This window comes from Clostridium sp. Cult3 (assembly GCF_021655115.1).
Lineage (GTDB): Bacteria > Bacillota > Clostridia > Tissierellales > Tepidimicrobiaceae > PPXY01.
Genome location: NZ_PPXY01000019.1, coordinates 113,786 through 133,553, shown reverse-complemented (window position 1 = coordinate 133,553; position 19,768 = coordinate 113,786). Strand labels below are relative to the sequence as shown.

Annotated in this window: 20 protein-coding genes; 12 read left to right on the top strand and 8 right to left on the bottom strand. The window is 32.1% G+C overall.

The window, feature by feature from the left end; all coding sequences use genetic code 11:
- Nucleotides 1–59: 59 nt before the first annotated feature.
- From C3E88_RS04725 to hcp, 7 genes are all read left to right on the top strand, one after another.
- Nucleotides 60–1,286: an ABC transporter substrate-binding protein gene (locus C3E88_RS04725; protein WP_236909011.1), complete on the top strand. Its 1,227-nt coding sequence runs from the start codon at nucleotides 60–62 to the stop codon at nucleotides 1,284–1,286.
- Between the two features lie 11 nt (nucleotides 1,287–1,297).
- On the top strand, nucleotides 1,298–1,999 hold the full coding sequence (locus C3E88_RS04720) for a GTP-binding protein (RefSeq protein WP_236909010.1): 702 nt from the start codon (nucleotides 1,298–1,300) through the stop codon (nucleotides 1,997–1,999).
- Nucleotides 1,986–3,047, top strand: a complete 1,062-nt coding sequence (locus C3E88_RS04715; RefSeq protein WP_336513060.1) for an ATP-binding cassette domain-containing protein — start codon at nucleotides 1,986–1,988, stop codon at nucleotides 3,045–3,047. Before C3E88_RS04720 ends, C3E88_RS04715 begins: the two co-directional genes overlap by 14 nt.
- A 90-nt stretch (nucleotides 3,048–3,137) precedes the next feature.
- Entirely contained in the window at nucleotides 3,138–3,380 is a 243-nt protein-coding gene (locus C3E88_RS04710; RefSeq protein ID WP_236909009.1) for a hypothetical protein, read from the top strand.
- Between the two features lie 140 nt (nucleotides 3,381–3,520).
- On the top strand, nucleotides 3,521–3,730 hold the full coding sequence (locus tag C3E88_RS04705; RefSeq protein ID WP_236909008.1) for a helix-turn-helix transcriptional regulator: 210 nt from the start codon (nucleotides 3,521–3,523) through the stop codon (nucleotides 3,728–3,730).
- Entirely contained in the window at nucleotides 3,720–4,133 is a 414-nt protein-coding gene (locus tag C3E88_RS04700; RefSeq protein WP_236909007.1) for a hypothetical protein, read from the top strand. Before C3E88_RS04705 ends, C3E88_RS04700 begins: the two co-directional genes overlap by 11 nt.
- A gap of 148 nt (nucleotides 4,134–4,281) precedes the next feature.
- The gene (gene hcp / locus C3E88_RS04695; protein WP_236909006.1) at nucleotides 4,282–5,934 is read left to right on the top strand and encodes a hydroxylamine reductase; all 1,653 of its coding nucleotides are present in this window, start codon (nucleotides 4,282–4,284) and stop codon (nucleotides 5,932–5,934) included.
- A gap of 345 nt (nucleotides 5,935–6,279) precedes the next feature.
- On the opposite strand, the gene C3E88_RS04690 is transcribed toward hcp, so the two are convergent.
- Genes C3E88_RS04690 through C3E88_RS04680 form a run of 3 tightly spaced genes read right to left on the bottom strand, consistent with a single transcriptional unit; the run spans nucleotide 6,280 to nucleotide 7,418 of the window.
- On the bottom strand, nucleotides 6,280–6,534 hold the full coding sequence (locus C3E88_RS04690; protein ID WP_236909005.1) for a hypothetical protein: 255 nt from the start codon (nucleotides 6,532–6,534) through the stop codon (nucleotides 6,280–6,282).
- Nucleotides 6,535–6,547: 13 nt separating this feature from the next.
- Nucleotides 6,548–6,892 (bottom strand): hypothetical protein, encoded by a 345-nt coding sequence (locus tag C3E88_RS04685; protein WP_236909004.1) that lies wholly within the window; start codon nucleotides 6,890–6,892, stop codon nucleotides 6,548–6,550.
- A 1-nt stretch (nucleotide 6,893) separates the two neighbouring features.
- The gene (locus C3E88_RS04680) at nucleotides 6,894–7,418 is read right to left on the bottom strand and encodes an RNA polymerase sigma factor (RefSeq protein WP_236909003.1); all 525 of its coding nucleotides are present in this window, start codon (nucleotides 7,416–7,418) and stop codon (nucleotides 6,894–6,896) included.
- 387 nt (nucleotides 7,419–7,805) lie between these two features.
- Between C3E88_RS04680 and C3E88_RS04675 the strand changes: the two genes are divergently transcribed.
- Nucleotides 7,806–8,336, top strand: coding sequence for a DUF5698 domain-containing protein (locus C3E88_RS04675; RefSeq protein WP_236909002.1), 531 nt, complete (start codon nucleotides 7,806–7,808; stop codon nucleotides 8,334–8,336).
- A 101-nt stretch (nucleotides 8,337–8,437) separates the two neighbouring features.
- On the opposite strand, the gene C3E88_RS04670 is transcribed toward C3E88_RS04675, so the two are convergent.
- From C3E88_RS04670 to C3E88_RS04660, 3 genes are all read right to left on the bottom strand, one after another.
- Nucleotides 8,438–8,914, bottom strand: coding sequence for a QueT transporter family protein (locus tag C3E88_RS04670; RefSeq protein WP_236909001.1), 477 nt, complete (start codon nucleotides 8,912–8,914; stop codon nucleotides 8,438–8,440).
- Nucleotides 8,901–9,611, bottom strand: coding sequence for a radical SAM protein (locus C3E88_RS04665; protein WP_236909000.1), 711 nt, complete (start codon nucleotides 9,609–9,611; stop codon nucleotides 8,901–8,903). Before C3E88_RS04665 ends, C3E88_RS04670 begins: the two co-directional genes overlap by 14 nt.
- 359 nt (nucleotides 9,612–9,970) lie before the next feature.
- Entirely contained in the window at nucleotides 9,971–11,248 is a 1,278-nt protein-coding gene (locus tag C3E88_RS04660; RefSeq protein WP_236908999.1) for a transposase, read from the bottom strand.
- 189 nt (nucleotides 11,249–11,437) lie between these two features.
- Here C3E88_RS04660 and C3E88_RS04655 point away from each other — a divergent pair, with 189 nt between their 5' ends.
- From C3E88_RS04655 to C3E88_RS04645, 3 genes are all read left to right on the top strand, one after another.
- Nucleotides 11,438–12,043, top strand: a complete 606-nt coding sequence (locus tag C3E88_RS04655) for a TetR/AcrR family transcriptional regulator (RefSeq protein ID WP_236908998.1) — start codon at nucleotides 11,438–11,440, stop codon at nucleotides 12,041–12,043.
- A 230-nt stretch (nucleotides 12,044–12,273) separates the two neighbouring features.
- The gene (locus tag C3E88_RS04650; protein ID WP_236908997.1) at nucleotides 12,274–12,981 is read left to right on the top strand and encodes an ABC transporter ATP-binding protein; all 708 of its coding nucleotides are present in this window, start codon (nucleotides 12,274–12,276) and stop codon (nucleotides 12,979–12,981) included.
- A gap of 1 nt (nucleotide 12,982) precedes the next feature.
- Nucleotides 12,983–16,228 carry an ABC transporter permease gene (locus tag C3E88_RS04645; RefSeq protein ID WP_236908996.1) on the top strand — a complete coding sequence of 1,082 codons (3,246 nt, stop codon included), beginning with the start codon at nucleotides 12,983–12,985 and terminating at the stop codon, nucleotides 16,226–16,228.
- A gap of 25 nt (nucleotides 16,229–16,253) precedes the next feature.
- Here C3E88_RS04645 and C3E88_RS04640 read toward each other — a convergent pair whose 3' ends face one another.
- The gene (locus tag C3E88_RS04640) at nucleotides 16,254–17,615 is read right to left on the bottom strand and encodes a sensor histidine kinase (protein ID WP_236908995.1); all 1,362 of its coding nucleotides are present in this window, start codon (nucleotides 17,613–17,615) and stop codon (nucleotides 16,254–16,256) included.
- Nucleotides 17,612–18,274: a response regulator transcription factor gene (locus tag C3E88_RS04635; protein WP_236908994.1), complete on the bottom strand. Its 663-nt coding sequence runs from the start codon at nucleotides 18,272–18,274 to the stop codon at nucleotides 17,612–17,614. The genes C3E88_RS04640 and C3E88_RS04635 overlap by 4 nt, the downstream gene beginning before the upstream one ends.
- 185 nt (nucleotides 18,275–18,459) lie before the next feature.
- Between C3E88_RS04635 and htrA the strand changes: the two genes are divergently transcribed.
- The gene (htrA, locus tag C3E88_RS04630; protein ID WP_236908993.1) at nucleotides 18,460–19,668 is read left to right on the top strand and encodes a serine protease HtrA; all 1,209 of its coding nucleotides are present in this window, start codon (nucleotides 18,460–18,462) and stop codon (nucleotides 19,666–19,668) included.
- Nucleotides 19,669–19,768 lie beyond the last annotated feature (100 nt).

Below are 19,768 nucleotides of genomic sequence, written 5' to 3'. Positions count from 1 at the left end.
ACCGACTATATCCAATAAAAAGCATAAAATAGATGAGGATGAGGTTAGGAGGGTTGAATATGACTAAATATTTCGATATGAAGGATAAGATATACCATATTACAGAAAAGTATCCAGAAACTATAGATGTATTTGTAGCCAATGGATTTGAACAAATAGGTAATGAAAATATGAGAAAGCTTATGGGAAAGACCATTTCCTTGGAAATGGCCTTAAAGAGTAAAAATATGAATATTCAAGTGTTTACACAAAAGCTTACAGAGGCTATTGAACAAAATAGGCAAATGGTAGACTATGATTTAATTCATAAGAGGAAAGGTGAAGATACGGATATAAGAATTGATGGAATCCTTCCCTGTCCTGTTAGAGTTCCCTTGATGGATGCTTTTAATACTTGGCTGGAGGAAGAAGGTATGAAATTAGGTCTTAAGATCGATTATGAACTTAAGGCTGCCGCTGGAGGTATCGACTGGATAAAGGGGGATATTCAAAAATCAGAATCCGAAGATGATTTATCAGATCTATTTATATCTGCTGGTTTTGATCTATTCTTCGATAAGAAATTGATGGGTAAATTTAAAGAAAAGGGAACTTTTGAAGATATATCGGATTTGGATAGATTAAATGAAGATTTTCAAAATGAATATATAAGTTTACAAGATCCAAGGAAGGAATATACGGTAATAGGGGTGGTTCCAGCGGTATTTCTTGTAAATACTGAAGAATTAAAGGGGAGAAAAATCCCTAGCAGTTGGAAGGATATCTTAGAGCCTGAATTTGAAAACTCTGTATCCCTGCCAATAGAGGACTTTGATCTATTTAATGCTATGCTTTTGACCATATACAAGGAATATGGAGAAGAAGGAATTAAGAGGCTGGGCAAATCTCTGCTTAAGAGTATGCACCCATCGGAGATGGTAAAGTCCCATATGAAGACTGAAAGGCCAGCCATTACCATTATGCCCTATTTCTTTACGAAGATGACCAAAAGAGGTGGACCTATGGTAGCTGTATGGCCAGAGGATGGAGCTATTATAAGTCCAATATTCTTATTAAGTAAGAAATCAAAGAAGGATAAGTTAAAGCCTTTTGTAAACTTTTTTGTCTCCAGAGAAGTAGGGGAGATACTATCTCACAATGGAAGATTTCCAAGCACCAATCCAGAAGTGGATAACAGAATATCTAAGGATAACAAATATATGTGGATTGGTTGGGATTTTATACAGGGAAATGATATTGGAAGTTTGATTACTAAATGTGAAAGGATATTTAATGAATCAATATAGGAGGAGTATATATGAACTTAGTTACAGTATCTGGTCCTCCCTCATCGGGGAAGACCTCTATTATACTAAAGGTTATAGAGGCATTAAAACTTAGGGATATGGATGTTGGAGTAGTGAAATTTGACTGTCTTTATACTGATGATGATATATTGTATGAAAAAGCAGATATTCCTGTAATAAAAGGATTATCAGGCTCCCTTTGTCCGGACCATTATTTTGTATCCAATATCGAAGAGGTGGTGCAGTGGGGAAGGAAAGAAAAGTTAGACCTTTTGATTACTGAATCTGCAGGACTATGTAATAGATGCTCCCCTTATATAGATGGTATAAAATCCATATGTGTCATAGACAATCTATCGGGAATAAATACTCCTAAAAAAATAGGACCTATGTTAAAAGCAGCGGATATAGTCGTGATAACCAAAGGAGATATAGTATCCCAAGCTGAAAGGGAAGTGTTTTTATCTCGAGTAAACTCCGTAAACCCTAAGGCTATTGCTATGCATATAAATGGTTTAACAGGACAAGGGGCATTTGAACTTAGTACCCTGCTATATGAAGAAGAACAAAATATAGATGCAGTACAAGGTAAACGACTTAGATTCCCAATGCCATCAGCATTATGTTCCTATTGTTTAGGGGAGACACGCATAGGAGAGGATTATCAAATGGGTAATGTAAGGAAGATAAAACTAGGTGATGAAGATGAATAATATACTAGAAACCATGTCAATAAGACAATTACAACAAAAATACCCCTTTGTAATAAGTTATTTTGAAGAAAACAGGTTAAATGTAGAAAGCTTTGAAGACAATACCTTTGTTGAGTATTTAAATCATTTTACCCAAGAGGAAATAGAAGAATGGGCTATAGATAAAGAAAAAATAGCAAAGGATTTATGGGAATATATCCATGGAATGAGAGAGTTTTTAGGAATAGAAGAAAATAATAGTGTAGAGTCCTTAACTATAGTATCAGGTAGAAATAAGGATGGAAAAGCAGAGGAATTTGGGGAATTAACCATAAATAAATCCCAGATTATATCTATAGTGGGACCTACTGGTTCTGGAAAATCTAGGTTATTAGCTGATATAGAATGGGCAGCTAGAGGAGATACTCCTACAGGAAGAACCATATATGTAAATGGGGAGATACCAGATACTAAATGGAGATTCTCATCTAACAATAGATTGGTGGCACAGCTTTCTCAAAATATGAATTTTGTAATGGATTTAACAGTAGAAGAATTTTTAAAACTCCATGCCCAAAGTAGGATGGTAGAAAATATAGATAAGGTAGTTCAAGAAATCATTAAGGCAGCCAATAGTCTAGCGGGAGAAGAGTTTCAGTTAAATACCAATATTACCAGCCTTAGCGGTGGACAATCTAGGGCCCTTATGATTGCTGATACAGCTATATTAAGCTCTTCGCCTATAGTATTAATAGATGAGATTGAAAATGCAGGAATAGATAGGAAGAAAGCATTAGAACTATTGGTAAGTAGCGACAAAATTGTTCTAATGGCAACCCATGATCCAATTTTAGCCCTTATGGCGGACAAGAGAATAGTGATAAAAAATGGTGGGATAGATAGGATTATAGAGACTAGTGAAGACGAAAAGAAAGTTTTAAGAGAACTGGAAAAGGTGGATGGCATAATTCAAAATATGAGAAATGATTTGAGAAATGGTCTGTCAATTGATAATGAAAAATTGACAAAACAAATATTGATGCCTGGCACTAACTTACTAACCTATTGAAGAAAAAACAGTTGGGGATTACTGAAAATAGATCTTTGCTTGACAAATAACAGGGGTGATTTTTGATCGCCTAAGGAAAGGATGATTATGATGCACGAAGGATGTTCAGGAAGTTTTGAAAACGGGAAACAAGTGGTGGATAAGATAAGGATGATGGGCTTTGCCAATCAACCTATGGCTATGCCATTATATATAAAATGCACAGAATGTGATGAAGAATTCGAAATGGAATGCCATGAGGGAAAATGTCCAAACTGTGGTATGGTATATGGAGTAACCCCTTGCCACGCCTTTGATCCTGACAATGTAATGGCAGCAGGAAAGGATTATTGATATATCAAAAAACAAACTGAAGGATTTAAATCTATCAGTTTGTTTTTTTGTGTACAACATGTAAAGTTTCCTTGACAAAACTCATAGAAAAGATATAATGGATGTAAAGTAAGCTTGACATTAAGGGGTGGATTTATTGGATGAAGAATCGATTAGAAGAGATTAGAAAATCAAAAGGGCTTAGTCAAGAGGAATTAGCAGATATACTAGGAGTTTCTAGACAGACTATTAGTTCATTAGAAAATGGACGATACAATCCTTCTATCCTACTAGCGTTTAAGATAGCCCGTTATTTTGAAAGAAGCATAGAGGATATATTTATTTATGAGGAGGATGAAAATGGAAGATAGATTGAAGAAGAAAAAAGTAAAACATTTTATTTATAATCTACTTGGTTACTTATTAGGTGTAACAATATATGATTTATTAGGTAATGAAAATAGTACCTTAAGGGTATTATCTGGAATCCTATTTGTTATTGTAGTGCGTGCATTATTGGATCTTTATGAATATAGAAAACATCCTAAAATGCGGGAGAAAGAAAAACAACTGGAAAAGGATGAAAGGTTAATAATTATTAGGGATAAAGCCGCTTACTTTACTCACAATATGACATTAACTATTTTGGTAATACTATGGTTTGTTAACGTAATCAAACAAAATGATGAATTAAGCTATTTAATATCTGGATTAATAGTTGTGCTTATTATTTTAATGGAGTTAAGTAAGCTTTACTGGAGTAGAAAAATGTAATATATTTATTACTTAATGAAAATCCTATCTATTATCTTTTATGATGAATAAAGATAAAATTAAACCTCAATTCTGTAACATAGGTTACCGAAATACTAGGGATTATATATTATCATATTGTTACAGTATAGATAGGGAGGTAATAATTATGAATATGTTTTGTTTCCAATGCCAAGAGGCAGCTCAAGGGAAGGGTTGCACAAAGGTAGGTATGTGTGGTAAGACGGCGGATTTAGCAGCTCTTCAAGATTTGATGATTTATTCCTTAAAAGGAATTTCAGAACTAGGGGTTAAAGCTGATGAGATAGGTATGGATATGGAAGGCTTAGATAGATTCATAATAGAAGGTTTATTTATGACTATCACCAATGCCAATTTTGATAAGGAAAGATTTTTTGAAAAGATAAAAGAAGCTCTTAAATTAAGAGATGAGCTTAAAGCCCAGTTAATAGAAAAGGGAGTAGAATTAGAAGAACTAGCTGATGCAGCTACATTTACGGTAAACTCCAAAGATGAAATAGTGTATAAGGCTAGTTCAGAAAAGGTAGGAGTTTTAGCTACAGAAAATGAAGATATAAGATCTTTAAGGGAATTAATCACCTATGGGCTTAAAGGTATGGCTGCCTATGCAGAACATGCAGACAATCTAGGATATTATGATCCTGAAATAGGAAAATTCATTAGAAAAGCTTTAGCAGCTACATTAGATGATAGTCTAACATTAGATGATCTAGTAGCATTGACATTAGAAACTGGTAAATATGGTGTAGATACTATGGCATTATTAGATAAGGCAAACACATCTACTTATGGTAATCCAGAGATAACGGAAGTCAATATAGGAGTTAGAAACAATCCAGCTATATTAATATCTGGCCATGATCTAAAGGATTTAGAAGAATTACTAGAACAAACTAAGGGAACTGGTGTAGATGTATATACCCATGGTGAGATGTTACCAGCCCATTACTATCCAGCCTTTAAGAAATATGATCACTTTGTTGGAAACTATGGAAATGCATGGTGGAAACAAAAAGAAGAATTTGAAAAGTTCAATGGGCCAATATTATTTACTACTAACTGTATAGTACCGCCAAAGGAATCCTATGCAGATAGGGTATATACTACAGGTAGTTCAGGATATCCAGGATTTAGACATATTCCAGATAGAGTAGATGGACAATCTAAGGACTTTTCAGAAATAATAGAAGATGCTAAAAGATTACCATCACCAACGGAAATAGAAACAGGCAAAATAGTAGGTGGATTTGCCCACAATCAAGTATTTGAATTGGCAGATCAAATAGTAGAAGCAGTTGAAACTGGCGTTATTAAGAAATTCTTCGTAATGGCAGGTTGTGACGGTAGACATAAGACTAGAAATTATTATACAGATTTTGCAAAAGCCTTACCAAAGGACACAGTAATATTAACAGCTGGATGTGCAAAATATAAATATAATAAATTAAACTTAGGAGATATAAATGGTATACCAAGAGTACTAGATGCAGGGCAATGTAATGATAGTTATTCACTAGCTTTAATAGCATTAAAATTAAAAGAAATATTTGGATTAGAAGATTTAAATGAATTGCCAATTGCTTATAATATTGCATGGTATGAACAAAAAGCAGTAATAGTGTTGTTAGCATTGCTATATTTAGGAGTTAAGGATATACATCTAGGACCAACACTACCAGCTTTCCTTTCACCAAATGTGGCTAAAGTATTGGTAGAAAATTTCGGAATTGGAACTATTTCTAATGTGGAAGATGATATAGAAATGTTTATGAACGCATAATAAATTGATTCTGAATTGAATGGAAAACAAGAGGAATTAATATAAGAGTTAGTGAAAGTAAAGAATATGGGTGGGAGTTGTAATCAAAAAGATGCACCAAGGGCGAACCTTGGTGCATCAAATAAATTCTTTAAAAGGCATGGTAAAATTTAATTCATTGGCTAAATATTTTCTTTCCTTATTATCCAATCCAGCTAATTTTAATTGTTTCTTAAAATTACATTTAAAACTCCAATACCTAATCAAAATATTAATAAGCCAAAAAGGGAGAATTATTAAATATAATAGAAATTTTATAATTAGCTTTATCCAGGAAAAAACCTTAATTACATTAGCTTTCATAGCTTATTTATTAGTCATGGCAGAAATATCCTTCATGGAAAGCATATAGGATTTTGCCATATCTAGTGCTGCCTCTTCAGGTATTCCCGAATCTACTAATTCTTTGTATAAACTCCCTACAGCCTGACCTATATTTTTACCAGCCTCTGCAGAATAAAGAGTATTAACCACCCCGGTGATTAATTGTGGTATTTTATCTGTAATTGTGTCTAGTATTTCAGCTAATTCCTTTACATCATTTGCGTGAACTTCGCCCATTTATACAACCTCCTTAAACAAATTGAAATGCAAGATTTACCGACTTTTTAGCAGTAGACAATATTTGGGTAACAATTTCTAAAGGTTCTAATGCAGATTTAAACTTGGATACAATTATAATATCTTCTTTCTCATTAGATTCTGGAATTTTAGAAAACATATTGTTTAAAATTTCCTCAGGAATCTCTTTCATATCTTTGGAAACTATTTCAGATAGTTTTAAAGTAAAGGCTAATTCTTCTCTACATTGAGGACAATATTTAAGATGATTAATTAGCTCCATTTTGTTCTGTTCTTCTATAGTTTTATTTGTATATTGAATAATATAATCTTCCATTAATCTACACTCATCACTCATCCTAAATCCCTCCTTCTACTAATAGTGGCCTAAGCTTTTTCTTTAGGCAATAGACCCTACTTTTAATAGTTCCTTCCGAAATTCCAGTTATACTTTCTATTTCCTTATAGTTAAGACCAGCATTAAAAATTAAAAATAATAGTTCCTTATCTTCTAATGGCAATGTATTAAGGCTATTCTCTATATCTATGGAATTTATTGCATGATCTATGGGATTAGATTCGCCAGGTATTCTTCCTATATCCAGATCTTCTAAATTATGAAAGTCCTTATCTTTATAATGCCCCCTATAAAAGTCTGCGATTTTTCTTCTAGCTATGCCAATAGCCCATGTTTTAAAAGAAGAGTTCCCTTTATAATTATCCATGCCCTGCCAAATTGCCAACATAGTTTCTTGTAATATATCTTGAACATCTTCTGCATTTGAAACCTTTGAGAGGATATAATTATATAGGATTTTAGTATAAGGCCATATTAGTTGTTCGAATTCTATCCCATCTACATACCCCCTAAAAGCTACTTTCATATACTTAGTCGGATAAAAGGTGGAAAAGGTTCAATTTTTTTTAAATATTTAGCAAAATAAGTTCAGATTATAAAAATGCACTAAGAATTGTTTTTAATATATTTTTTAGTTCAATTTGCAAAAAGTGTATACATATGATACACTATTCAAGTTAGTTAAGGAATGGATTATAGTATAAACAAATATTTTTCATAATTTTATCCTATCATGTATAATATCTATGGCAAAGAGATACATACTTGTCTTGCTTTATAGAAATCCACCAAAACTTTAATTATTAAATAAAAAATAAAATTTTATATTTAATATTAAGAATAATTTGCTAACATATTTTTATGTTAGATTTTTGTATTGAAATTGAAATTAATTTATAGAGGAGGTGTTAGAATGACAAAAAATTTAATAGTTTCACTTGCAGGTTTATTTTTGATAACTGCGTTTACCAATGTTTTATCTACGCTAAAAACTATGTTTATATCTAAGAAAATTATGAATCCAGTATATATTTTAGTATTTGTAGATGCAATAATTTTTGCAACAATAGTTGGCAAGGTAACTAGTGGAGATGGAATACAGTTTACAATTGCCTATGCCTTGGGAAGATCTATGGGAGTTTTCATAGGCAATAAATTAGAAGATAGATTAGCTTTAGGGATTTTAGAAGTAGATGTATTTTTAAATCATAAATATAAAATGATTGAATTAGCAGAAAACCTTAGAGAGGAAGGATATACGGTAAACAATTATTCAGTTAGTGGCAACAATGGGAATAAGAGATACAAAGTAGAAGTGGTAATCAATCGAAAAGAATTTAGGATACTTGAGGATATTATAGAGGAATGCGGCATAAATACCCCTACCTTAAAGGTAAAGAATCTAAGTAAAGTAGATGGGAAGATCACCACAACTAGTAGTTAATAAAATCGAAACTTTAAATTTGCCAATAAGAGATAGATATTCTATAAGGGTATCTTTTTTTATATAAAAAAAGTATGGTTAAAATCACCATACTCTTTTGATTAATTATTTTTTAAAATATCCATAATATAATCATTTTTTTCCATAATTTTAAAAATGGGTACACCTATTAAACTTACTATTATAAATTCAGAAAGGGCTATTTGCCCAGCTACTATAAAAAAATTAACAGGAGTTTCTGATAGTAAATATATCTCCAAGCCTATGAAAGCATTAAATACAGCTGGCCAAAGGCTAGCTATATATATGTTTTTAGTCTTACTCATGGAATACAATGCTAGGAAACTTAAAAAAGTACCGTATACAACATCAATTATTCCAAAAGGACTACCTATATTAGCCAAGGCATTACCTAAAGTAAGAGGTAATACATAAAAAGGATCTATATAAGCTAGCAGTGTCAATATTTCAGAGAATCTAAATTGTAATGGACCATAGGCTAACGAAGGCAAGGCATAGGTCAATACCACATATAAAGCTGCAATAATTCCCGCCTTTACAAGTCTATTTGTGTTCATCTGCATCTCCTCCTACTCCAAAATCCGTATTATTCCATAGTATTTCAATATTATCATATTCCTCTAAATAAGAGTAATTTTCTTTAAACCAATGGATCAATTCCTCATCTCTTTTTACAGGAGTAGAATTTTCTACATAGATATTGATACATCCATAGTCAAAATGCTCTTGCAGAATATCCATATCCTTTGAGATCATTTCCTTAGTTTGCCCCTTGATTCCCACCAATAAACATATTGATTTGAAGTATTTAGCCACATCCCTATAGTCAGTAAAGTACACTCCTTTGTTTAAACAATTGTTTCTGAAGTTGTTATTAAAGGTTTCAATTCCACATTTAAATACGATATCTATGCCCTTAAAATAATCTACTATTTCACTGAGCCTATGTCTGTAATTATAATGGCTTTCAAAATATAGTCTTTCTATGCCCTTTGAATAGACAATATCCCTTATATCATCAAGGGTCTCCTTTGGTAATTGAAATACAGATGCAGAATTAATAACCTCCAATTGTTTAAACTCTCCAGTTACATTATTTAAAATATCCTTATTAAATTGATTAATATGATTGTCATCGTCCCAGTTATCTTTAATATAATCGCAAAACAAACAACGTCCCCATTGACAGGGACGTGATTTTAAAAGTACAATTTCTCGTGGGTTTTTTCTCAAAATCCTATTGTATCTTATCATTAACATCACTCCCTTGTTTTTTTCAGTGGGTACCAAGGAAACACTAAAGTATATATTAAAAGGCTATTATAATTTATCATATGTAAAGTAAAAATACAAGGAGATACTATCCATTAACTTTATATAGAAATATTTTCATTTTCAATGATATAATATTTAGAGATGAGCATAATTAATAAAATTTAAATATAAAAACCATAAAACTAAGCATCAAATATATACTCATCTAGAAAAGATAGAAAGAAATTGTTTACATCTTGGAAATTGAGAATTTAACAAGGTAAATGAAGAAAAAAGGGCATAGTAAAGCTAAGGGTTAAGAATCCCAATCTTAAATTTTTAAAAAAATGCATATTAACTTATGAAGCTTTTTTAAACTTAGATAGAGATCTAATTTTATCCTTTTGATTATCAGCAATAGCCGCAAGAGCCAGAGATAATAATGTTATGTGACCTAAAGTATTTAAATTAGTAATAGAATTAATATTGCGTACTGTAGGTTTTTCAAGATTAAGATTTTTCCATCTTGAATTATATCTTTCTGACTCTGTTCTTAAAGCATAAATTTTTTTAAAGAATATAGATTCTCGGTTTATAGAAGCTCGATAATCAGTACCTATTGTAATGTAGCTGGTGCATCCTCTATTTTTCTTACCATTAAAATATTTAGGATGTTTACAAGGACATAAAGAATCATCTTTCTTAGTTCTAAAAGGGCAACAAAATTTTTGCTTAATATAAGAATCGAAATACTGTTTACCATCCTTGTGCATGGCTAGCCCTGCTTCACAGATGACGTTAGAATCATTTAACATCTTCTTTTCCTTAGAATTACGAGGATTGAGTGGAATAAAGGCATGGCCATCAAGGCCATAACGAATAAAATTATGAATATCTTTAGTGTCATAGGCTTTGTCACCAATAAAATAAGTTTCTTTAAGAGAAAACCATTGATTAGTATCTTTTAGAAAATCAATAATCATAGAGGATTCAGAAACTTCGGCAGTTGTTGTAATTTCTGCAATAGGAAGTCCAGAAATAGCGTCAGTTAAAACAACATTCTTGTAACCCCAGTAGAATTCATACTTCTTTTCGTTATGAGAATTAGATGCAGTATGAACACCTAATTTACAGTCTGAATCTGATTTGGGATGATTTTTCTTACTAAATTTATTAGATGCAAAAGACTTAGGATTATTTTGTTTGGTATTAGCAAATACAGGGGTGGCATCACATGATACAAAAGAATTATCAATAAATCCAAGTTCTGTAAGTTCTAACACTTGAGATTTCATAATTTCTTTTAAAGATTCATTATTTAAATTCTTAATAAATCGTTGAAATACAGAGTAAGATGGTAGAGGTTTAAAAGGTTCAAATCCGCAAAGGTATGCAATATATGGATTTGTATCAAGGAAATTACACAACTCAGTAACCTCACATAACTTCTCAGCTCTCATAACAATAAAGGATCTAAAAAGAGCATGCCGATTGTAGCCTTTAGGTCCAAGTTTTGATGGCATATACTTTGAAAAGCTGGATAAATCAATGGTATCAAAGATTTTTTCATAAAACTTTGTCTTGCTATTAGAGGCAAACAAATCAATGTTATTAAAGATTAATTGACGTTCATACAAGGGCTTTCGCCTCCTTAATATAATATTTGGTGGTACTTATATTATTCGACATAGTGGGGCGAAAATCCTTTTTGAAAATAGAAATATTTTGAGTGATAGGGGAAAATCACTGTTTACAACACAGTGATTTCAAGCGTTATGAATTATGATTAACGCTATGATATAATATTAACAACAGAGGTGATTAAGATGGATGATAAAAATTTAAATACCAAAGAAAAAATATTATCGGCTACTATTGAATTATATGGAAGAAAAGGGGATATAACCGTAAGGGAAATTTGTGAAAAAGCTAGAGTAAATGTGGCCTCAATAAATTATCATTTTGGATCAAAAGATAATTTATTGAAGGAAGTGGAGAAGCATTATTCTAGATTATTATATGATATACAAAATGAAATAATAATTGATGAGGTGAAAGAGCCTAGAGAAAAGTTGATAGATTGGGCAGAGGCGTTGATGAAGTTTGTATTAGATTATCCTGCTTTGATAATGTTAGTTACCAGCTTAGTTTTACAAGATGAAAGCTATAATCCAGAGATTATAAATAAATTTTTAGGAAGTAAAGAATCTAAAGATAATATTCAAAGAACAATATATTCCATTACAAATATAGACGATAAAGAAATTTTAAATTTTAAATATATGCAGTTATTTTCTGGAGTAATTGGACCTATTGTTTTTCAGATGATACCGAATATTAAGGATACCAATAAGGTGTTTATGGATTTAAATAATGAAGGTGAGAGGAAAAGATATATAGAAAATTTAGTGGATACTATAGTGAAAAAATAAATATATGTTGATTTTATATTATAAAAGGAATAGAATATACTTAAACAGAAGTTTAAAACGGTTGTTTAAGTATATTCTTATTTCTGATAATCAAAGAAAAAATTTTATGAGAAATAAGGCATAAGGAGGAAAAAACTATAACAATATATAACAAACAGCATGTTCTAATAGATAATAAAAAGGAGAGTATAAGATTATAAATTTAGTGTGGAAGGATGAGGAAGTATATTATGACACAAGAATATATTGAGGTAAATGATGTGGAAAAGATATACCGAATGGGGGAAGTGGAGATAAAAGCCTTGGATAATATATCTTTCTCCATAGGTAAAGGTGAATTTGTAGTAGTGGCAGGGCCGAGTGGAGCAGGTAAAAGCACTATATTAAATATTCTAGGAGGGATGGACACTCCAACTCATGGGGAATTAATAGTTGATGCAAACGATATAAGCGGGTATTCTTCTAGGGAATTAACTACTTATAGAAGGAATGATATAGGATTTGTATTTCAATTTTATAATCTAGTTCAAAACTTAACTGCAATTGAAAATATAGAATTAGCTACTGAGATTTGCAAAGATCCTTTTGAACCAGAGGTGGTCTTAGAACAGGTAGGCCTCAGGGATAGAAGAGATAATTTTCCTAGCCAATTATCTGGAGGGGAACAACAAAGAGTAGCTATAGCTAGGGCCTTAGCTAAAAATCCAAAACTATTACTGTGTGATGAACCTACAGGAGCATTAGATTATAATACTGGGAAGGCTATACTGAAATTATTGCAAGATACAAGCCGTGAACATAATATGACAGTGGTAGTAGTTACTCATAATCAAGCTATTGCGCCTATGGCAGACAAGGTGATAAAAATTAAGAATGGGCAGGTAGAGGAAGAGCTAATAAACCTAAATCCATTACCAGTAGAAAGGATAGAATGGTAATATGAAAATCTCTCTAATAAAGGATACCTTTAGGGAAATAAAAAATTCCCTAGGACGTTTCTTAGCTATATTTGCCATTGTAGCATTAGGAACTGGTTTTTTTGCTGGAGTTAAGGCTACAGCACCAGACATGAAGATTACTGCAGATAAATACTTTGATGATTATAGATTGATGGATTTTTGGTTAATTTCCACTTTAGGATTTAATGAAAAGGATATAGAAGAAATTACCAAACTAGAAGGAATTGAAGGGATAGCCCCAAGCTATTCCATGGATGCAATATTTCAAGATGGAGATAATGAAAAGGTGATAAAGTTAATTTCCGTATCTATGGATAAAGCTAAAAGTAAAGATGAAGATTATATAAATAGAGCAAAGTTAGTAGAGGGAAGATTTCCAGAGAAATCTGGAGAATGTCTGGCTGAAAGAGGTAGTTTAGGTATGGAATCTATCCCTTTAGGTTCTACTATTAAGCTGGATTCTGGTACCGATGAAGATATATTGGAAAATCTAGAAAATGATAAATATAAAGTAGTAGGTCTTGTAGAAAATCCTCTCTACATCGCCTTCGATAGGGGTACTAGTACCATTGGCAATGGTAAGGTTCACAGTTATATTATGGTTCCAGAAGAAGAGTTTAAGTTACCAGTTTATACTGATGTTTATCTAACGGTAAAAGGTGCTAGGGATATTTTGACTTTTGATGAGGAATATGATGATTTACTAAGTCCTATGAAAAAGAATTTAGAGGATGTTGGGGATATTAGGAAAAAGGTTAGATATGAAGAAATAAAAGAAGAAGTCAATGAAAAATTAGAAAAAGGAAGAAAAGAGTTAAAAGAAGGAGAAAAAAAACAGAAGGAAGAATTAGCTAAGGCAGAAAAAGAATTAAATGATGCAAAAGAGAAGATATCTAAAGGCGAAAAAGAATTAAAAGATAAGGAAAGAGAATTTAATAAAACCATTACATCGGCAGAAGAAAGATTAAAAGAAGAAGAAAGTAAACTTAAAACTGGTGAAGATGAATACTATAAAAATCTCAATGACTTTAACGAAGTTAAAAAATTAGCAAATGAAAAATTTAAACAGGCAGAAATACAAATAGCCAATGGAGAAAAGGAATTAGCAGCAAAAGAAAAAGAATTAGAACAAGCCAAACTAGGTTTAGACTATATTACTGATGAAGAAGAAAAGGCTAAAACATTGGCTATGATTAAAGCAGGAGAAGAGGAAATAGAAAATGGAAAGAGAGAAATTTCCCTCTCTAAAATAGAATTACAAAAAAACAAAGACAAATTACAAGCAGGAGAACAGGAACTAAAAAATGCTAAAAAAGCTATAGATGAAGGGAAGATTAGATTACAAAGTGAAAGAGTCAAGCTGGAAAATTCTAAAAAATCAGCTTTGAAGGAGTTTAAAAAAGCCCGCAGGGAATTGGAAGATGGAAGAAAAGAGTATGATGAAGGCTATGAAGAATATCTAAAATCCAAAAAAGAATCTGATGAAGAAATTCTTAAGGCTAAAAAGGAAATAGCTGATGGGGAAGAGGAGTTAAGTAAGCTAGAAAAACCTAAATGGTATATTATAAAGCGAAACCAAACTAAGGACTTTATTGAATATGAGATGGCTGCTGATAGGATAGATGCAGTGGCTAAGGTGTTTCCAGTATTTTTTTTCCTGATAGCTATTTTAGTATCTTTAACTACTATGACTCGTATGGTAGATGAGGAAAGGGTTTATATAGGTAGTTTAAAAGGTTTAGGATATAAAAATATAGCCATAGCTTCCAAATATATAATATATGCAGCTATAGCAAGTATTGCTGGTAGTATAGTGGGATTAGCCATAGGATTTTGGGCTTTACCTACTACTATATTTAATGCTTATAGGATTATGTATATTATGCCAGATATTATTATAGAGTATAATTCACATTATGCTATATTATCTACTTTAGTGGCAGTTATTACTACAACCTTGGCAGCTTTAATAGCTTCCTATGGAGAGCTAAGGGATACCCCGGCCAATTTATTGAGGCCTAAGGCCCCAAAGCCTGGGAAGAGAATTTTATTGGAAAGAATAGATTTTATCTGGTCAAAACTTAAATTTTCCCAAAAGGTAACTGCAAGAAATTTGTTTAGATATAAGAGAAGGCTTTTTATGACTATACTCGGTATAGCTGGCTGTACCGCACTATTGGTAGCAGGATTTGGTCTAAAGGATTCTATCACAGCCATTGCTAGTAAACAATTTGATGAGATATACAAATATGAGATGATTATAGATTTAAAAGACAGTCTTGGAGCAGGAGAAAGCACTAAATCCATTAATACACTCAAACAAGACTCAAGAATAGAAGATCATATATTAATAAAAGAACAGTTAATGGATATAGGAAAAGGAAATATTGAAGAGTCTGCTAATATTATAGTACCAGAAGATATTAAAAGGCTTAAAGATTTTATTATACTTCGAGATAGGAAAACTGGAGAAAGCTTGTCTATAGAAGACGATGGGGTAATACTTACGGAGAAAATGTCTGAGCTATTAGATGCAGAAATTGGTGATGAAATATATATAAAAGATGAAAGTGATATAAAGAGAACAGTTAAGATCACAGGCATTACAGAAAACTATACTAATCACTATGTCTATATATCATCTAATCTGTATGAAGAAGTGTTTGGGGAAGATATAGAATATAAAAGGATTTTAGCTAGAACTCTTGAAGTAGATAAGGAATTTGAAGATAAATTGTCCAGGTATCTGTTGAAAAATGATGATATAAGCTCCATAGAATTTATTACTGGAATTAGCAAGGATTTTAATGATACATTAGATAGTTTAGATAAGGTAATCATGGTTTTGATATTCTCTGCTGGAGCTTTAGCCTTTGTAGTATTATATAATTTGACCAATATAAATATCTCAGAAAGAATTAGGGAGATTGCCACAATTAAGGTTTTAGGTTTTTATGATGAGGAAGTTTCTAGATATGTAGATAGGGAAAATATGATATTGACCATAATAGGGACCCTTTTGGGATTGGCACTGGGAGTATTTTTGCACAAGTTTATCATAATTACTACGGAGATAGAATTCATAATGTTTGGAAGGGAAATAAGAGGTGTATCCTTCCTATATTCAGCTGTATTAACCTTGGTGTTTGCAGTATTGGTTGATTTTGTAATGTATTTTAAATTGAAGAAAATAGATATGGTTGAGTCGTTAAAATCTGTAGATTAAAACCCAGTGAAAATCCACTGGGTTTTTATACTGGTATTTCCATATAAAAGGATACGCCCTTTTGTTCATTTTTAGCCCAAATCTTGCCTTGATGTAGATTTATAATTCTATATACTATGACCAATCCAAGACCAAACTCTCCCTTATATCCTTTATTAAACTTACTAAATAGGGAATCCATAACCTTAGGTTCGATATTGGGGCCGTCATTCCAAAATGTCAGTAGGACCTTGTCATTATCTTTAGGCTTTAAGGATATAGATATTTTGCTATCGGCATATCGTATCTGATTATCTAGTAGATTTTCTATGGCAATCCTCCACTGTTCCATATCCCCATCTATATCTATAGGATATAGGTCTAAATGCCAATCTAATTGAACCCTACTCCAGGCTAGTCTTTCAACCACATCCTCTATCAATCTATCTAGAGAAAAGTTTTCTTTAGAGATTTCATGATTAGATAGGTAGTCTAATTTAGTTAAATAGAGTAGGTTTCGTATACGCTTTTCTAGTCTCGCTGCCTCCTCATCAATAATCTGAACTGAGTTATCCAAATCCCCTTTAGGATATATACCATCTCTAATAGCCTGGGAGTAGCTACGGATAACCATTACAGGGGTTTTTAATTCATGGGATACATGTTGGAGAAAGGATTGTTGCATTTCATCTTGATATATTAGCTGATTTCTAAGCTGTTCTATAGATTCACCTAATCTACCTATTTCATCCCCTCTTTCCAGTTCTATTGGTTCATCCCATTCATGATTTGCAAGTTTTCCAACTCGTCTTTCTAAATTTACCAAGGGACTAGATAAATATCTAGATAAGCCAATAGCTGGTATCCAGCTTAATAGAAAAACTATAGCCATAAGCAGTATTAACTTTTTAAACAAGGTCTGTACTAAGTCTTCCCTATAGGAATCCCACATATAGGATACTAAATAAACATCTTGATTTAAAGATTGTCCCTTAGTAATAACATAAAACACCTTTTCATTGCTAACTTGCCCACTATATCGTTTACTGGTATCCTTTTGAACCATTGCTTCTTTTATTACCCCATTTAAGAAGTCCATAGGTAAAGATGAAGATAATATAATTTTATTGTCATCATAAATTATAAAATGATTGACTGTACGGATATTTTCCATAGCTTGTCTAGGATCCTTCATAAATTCCGATTCGAAAAAATCCCGAAAGGACTGACTATTAAACCGATTCAACATTAAATCTTGGGCACTTTCGATATTAGCATAGATCTCTTTAGTAAAAAAGTTTCGTAAAGTCAATGGTAGAATAATAGCTAACAATATGGATATACATAGGGTTATAATAGCAAATACTAGCCATATTTGAATAGATAATGGTAAGTTTTTTATATTCATGATTTAATCATCCTATAGCCATATCCATAAATAGTCTCAATATTAAGCTTAGGTATTTTTTTTCGTAACCGTCTTACCAGATCGTCTACTACTCGATCCGTTCCAAAATAATCGGAGCCCCAAATGGATTTAAGGATTTGCTCCCTTGAAAGGGCTATGCCTTGGTTTTTAGCAAAATAGATCAATAGATCGAATTCTTTAGATGTTAAGTTTATTAAACCATCTTGTGATTTTACTCTCCTACTATTTTCATCTATAGTATAGGGGGGGATGTTTAAAACTTGAGGACTAGAACCATATACCCTTTCTAATAGATTACGGGTCCTAATGACCAACTCCCTAGGGAGAAAGGGTTTAGGTAGGTAATCATCACTACCTAGTTCTAAGCCCAATACCCTATCTATATCCGCATCTCTTGCAGATATAAATATTATAGGAATATCTGGTGATGTCAACTTTATTTCTTGCAAAAGTTGGTATCCATCTATATCTGGAAGCATGATGTCCAGTATCCAAAGGTCAGGAGGATTACCAATGTTTTTTTTAGCATCCTCTCCTGTTAAAAAGGAAGATACTTGCCATCCTTCCTTTTCTAAATATGAAGTCAAAATAAGATTTAAATTCTTGTCATCCTCTACGAGATAGATATTAAAGGACATGGTATTCACCTCTTAAGAATTATTATAAATATATTATAACAAAAGAACATGGCATCTATATCGAAGAATTGTGGGAAATTGTGAGAAAACCAATTAAAAGTTTCATAATAAACCATGTTTTATCCATAGTTTTTCTATAATTCTTTATTAATATAAATACAAATAAAGAATTAGGAGGTAATACTATGGATTATGAAAAAAAAGACATAGATGATATGGGGAACACAACTGTTGTTGAAAATACTGGAGAGGACCATATGATTTTAGATACCACTAGAACAAAAGAAGAGAAAAACCCTAAGAGGAGAAGAATTTTATCCTATTTTGTGGTGGCTTTAATTGCTTCCCTTATCGGGGGATTGGTATCATCCTATATTGGAATGAATTATCTATTTGCTGAAGAGTCATCTCCAGGAAAAGCTCAAGAATCTTATGTTGCTGAAAAAACTTATCAAATCGCTAATAGTACAGATATATCCCAAGCAGTGAAAAAGGCTGTAGGTAGTGTAGTAGGTATTACTACAGTAGAGGTTCAAAGATATGGATTTTTGGAGCAGGAGGTAGATGGAGTAGGTTCAGGAGTAATAATAGATAGCAATGGCTATATACTTACCAATTCCCATGTGGTAGGAGATGGAGGTGCAAAACAGATAAAGGTTCTATTTGAAAATGGAGACGAAGAGGCTGGAAAGGTATTATGGTGTGATACATCTTTAGATTTAGCTATTATTAAAGTGGATAAAAAGGATTTACCTGTAGCAAGCTTAGGGGATTCCGATAAATTACAGGTAGGAGAGGTAGCCATAGCTATAGGGAACCCTTTAGGATTGGAATTTCAAAGGACTGTAACCTCAGGGATTATTAGTGGACTTCATAGAAGCATTAGGGTGGATGAAGCCAATATCATAGAGGACTTGATTCAAACTGATGCTTCAATTAATCCGGGGAATAGTGGCGGGCCTTTACTAAATAGTAAGGGAGAGGTAATAGGAATAAATACTGCTAAGATAAAGACTGCAGAAGGCCTTGGCTTTTCCATACCAATAAACACTATTAAACCAATAGTAGAGCAGGTAGTTAAAGAAGGAAGTTTTAAGATGGTTTATATGGGAGTAACTGGTATTGAAGTAGAATTATATGAGAGACAGTTGGGAGTGGATTTGCAAGGAGACAATGGAATTATCATAATTGAAGTAATGCCTAATTCCCCAGCAAGTAGAGGGGAATTGAGAAACGGTGATATAATAACTAAAATTGATGATCAGGATATTGAAAATATGAATCAACTCAAAAAGATTTTATATAAATACAAAAAAGGTGATAAAGCAAAATTGAGTATAATCAGAAATGGTAAGGAAATGGAATTAGAGATAGAATTCAGCAGGGTAAGATAGAGCTTATCAACATATTTCTAAATTATCCACAACATATTTGTTAAAACCAATATCCCAACACCAGTTATCCACAATCTTTGTTAAAGTTTCATTAAAATGT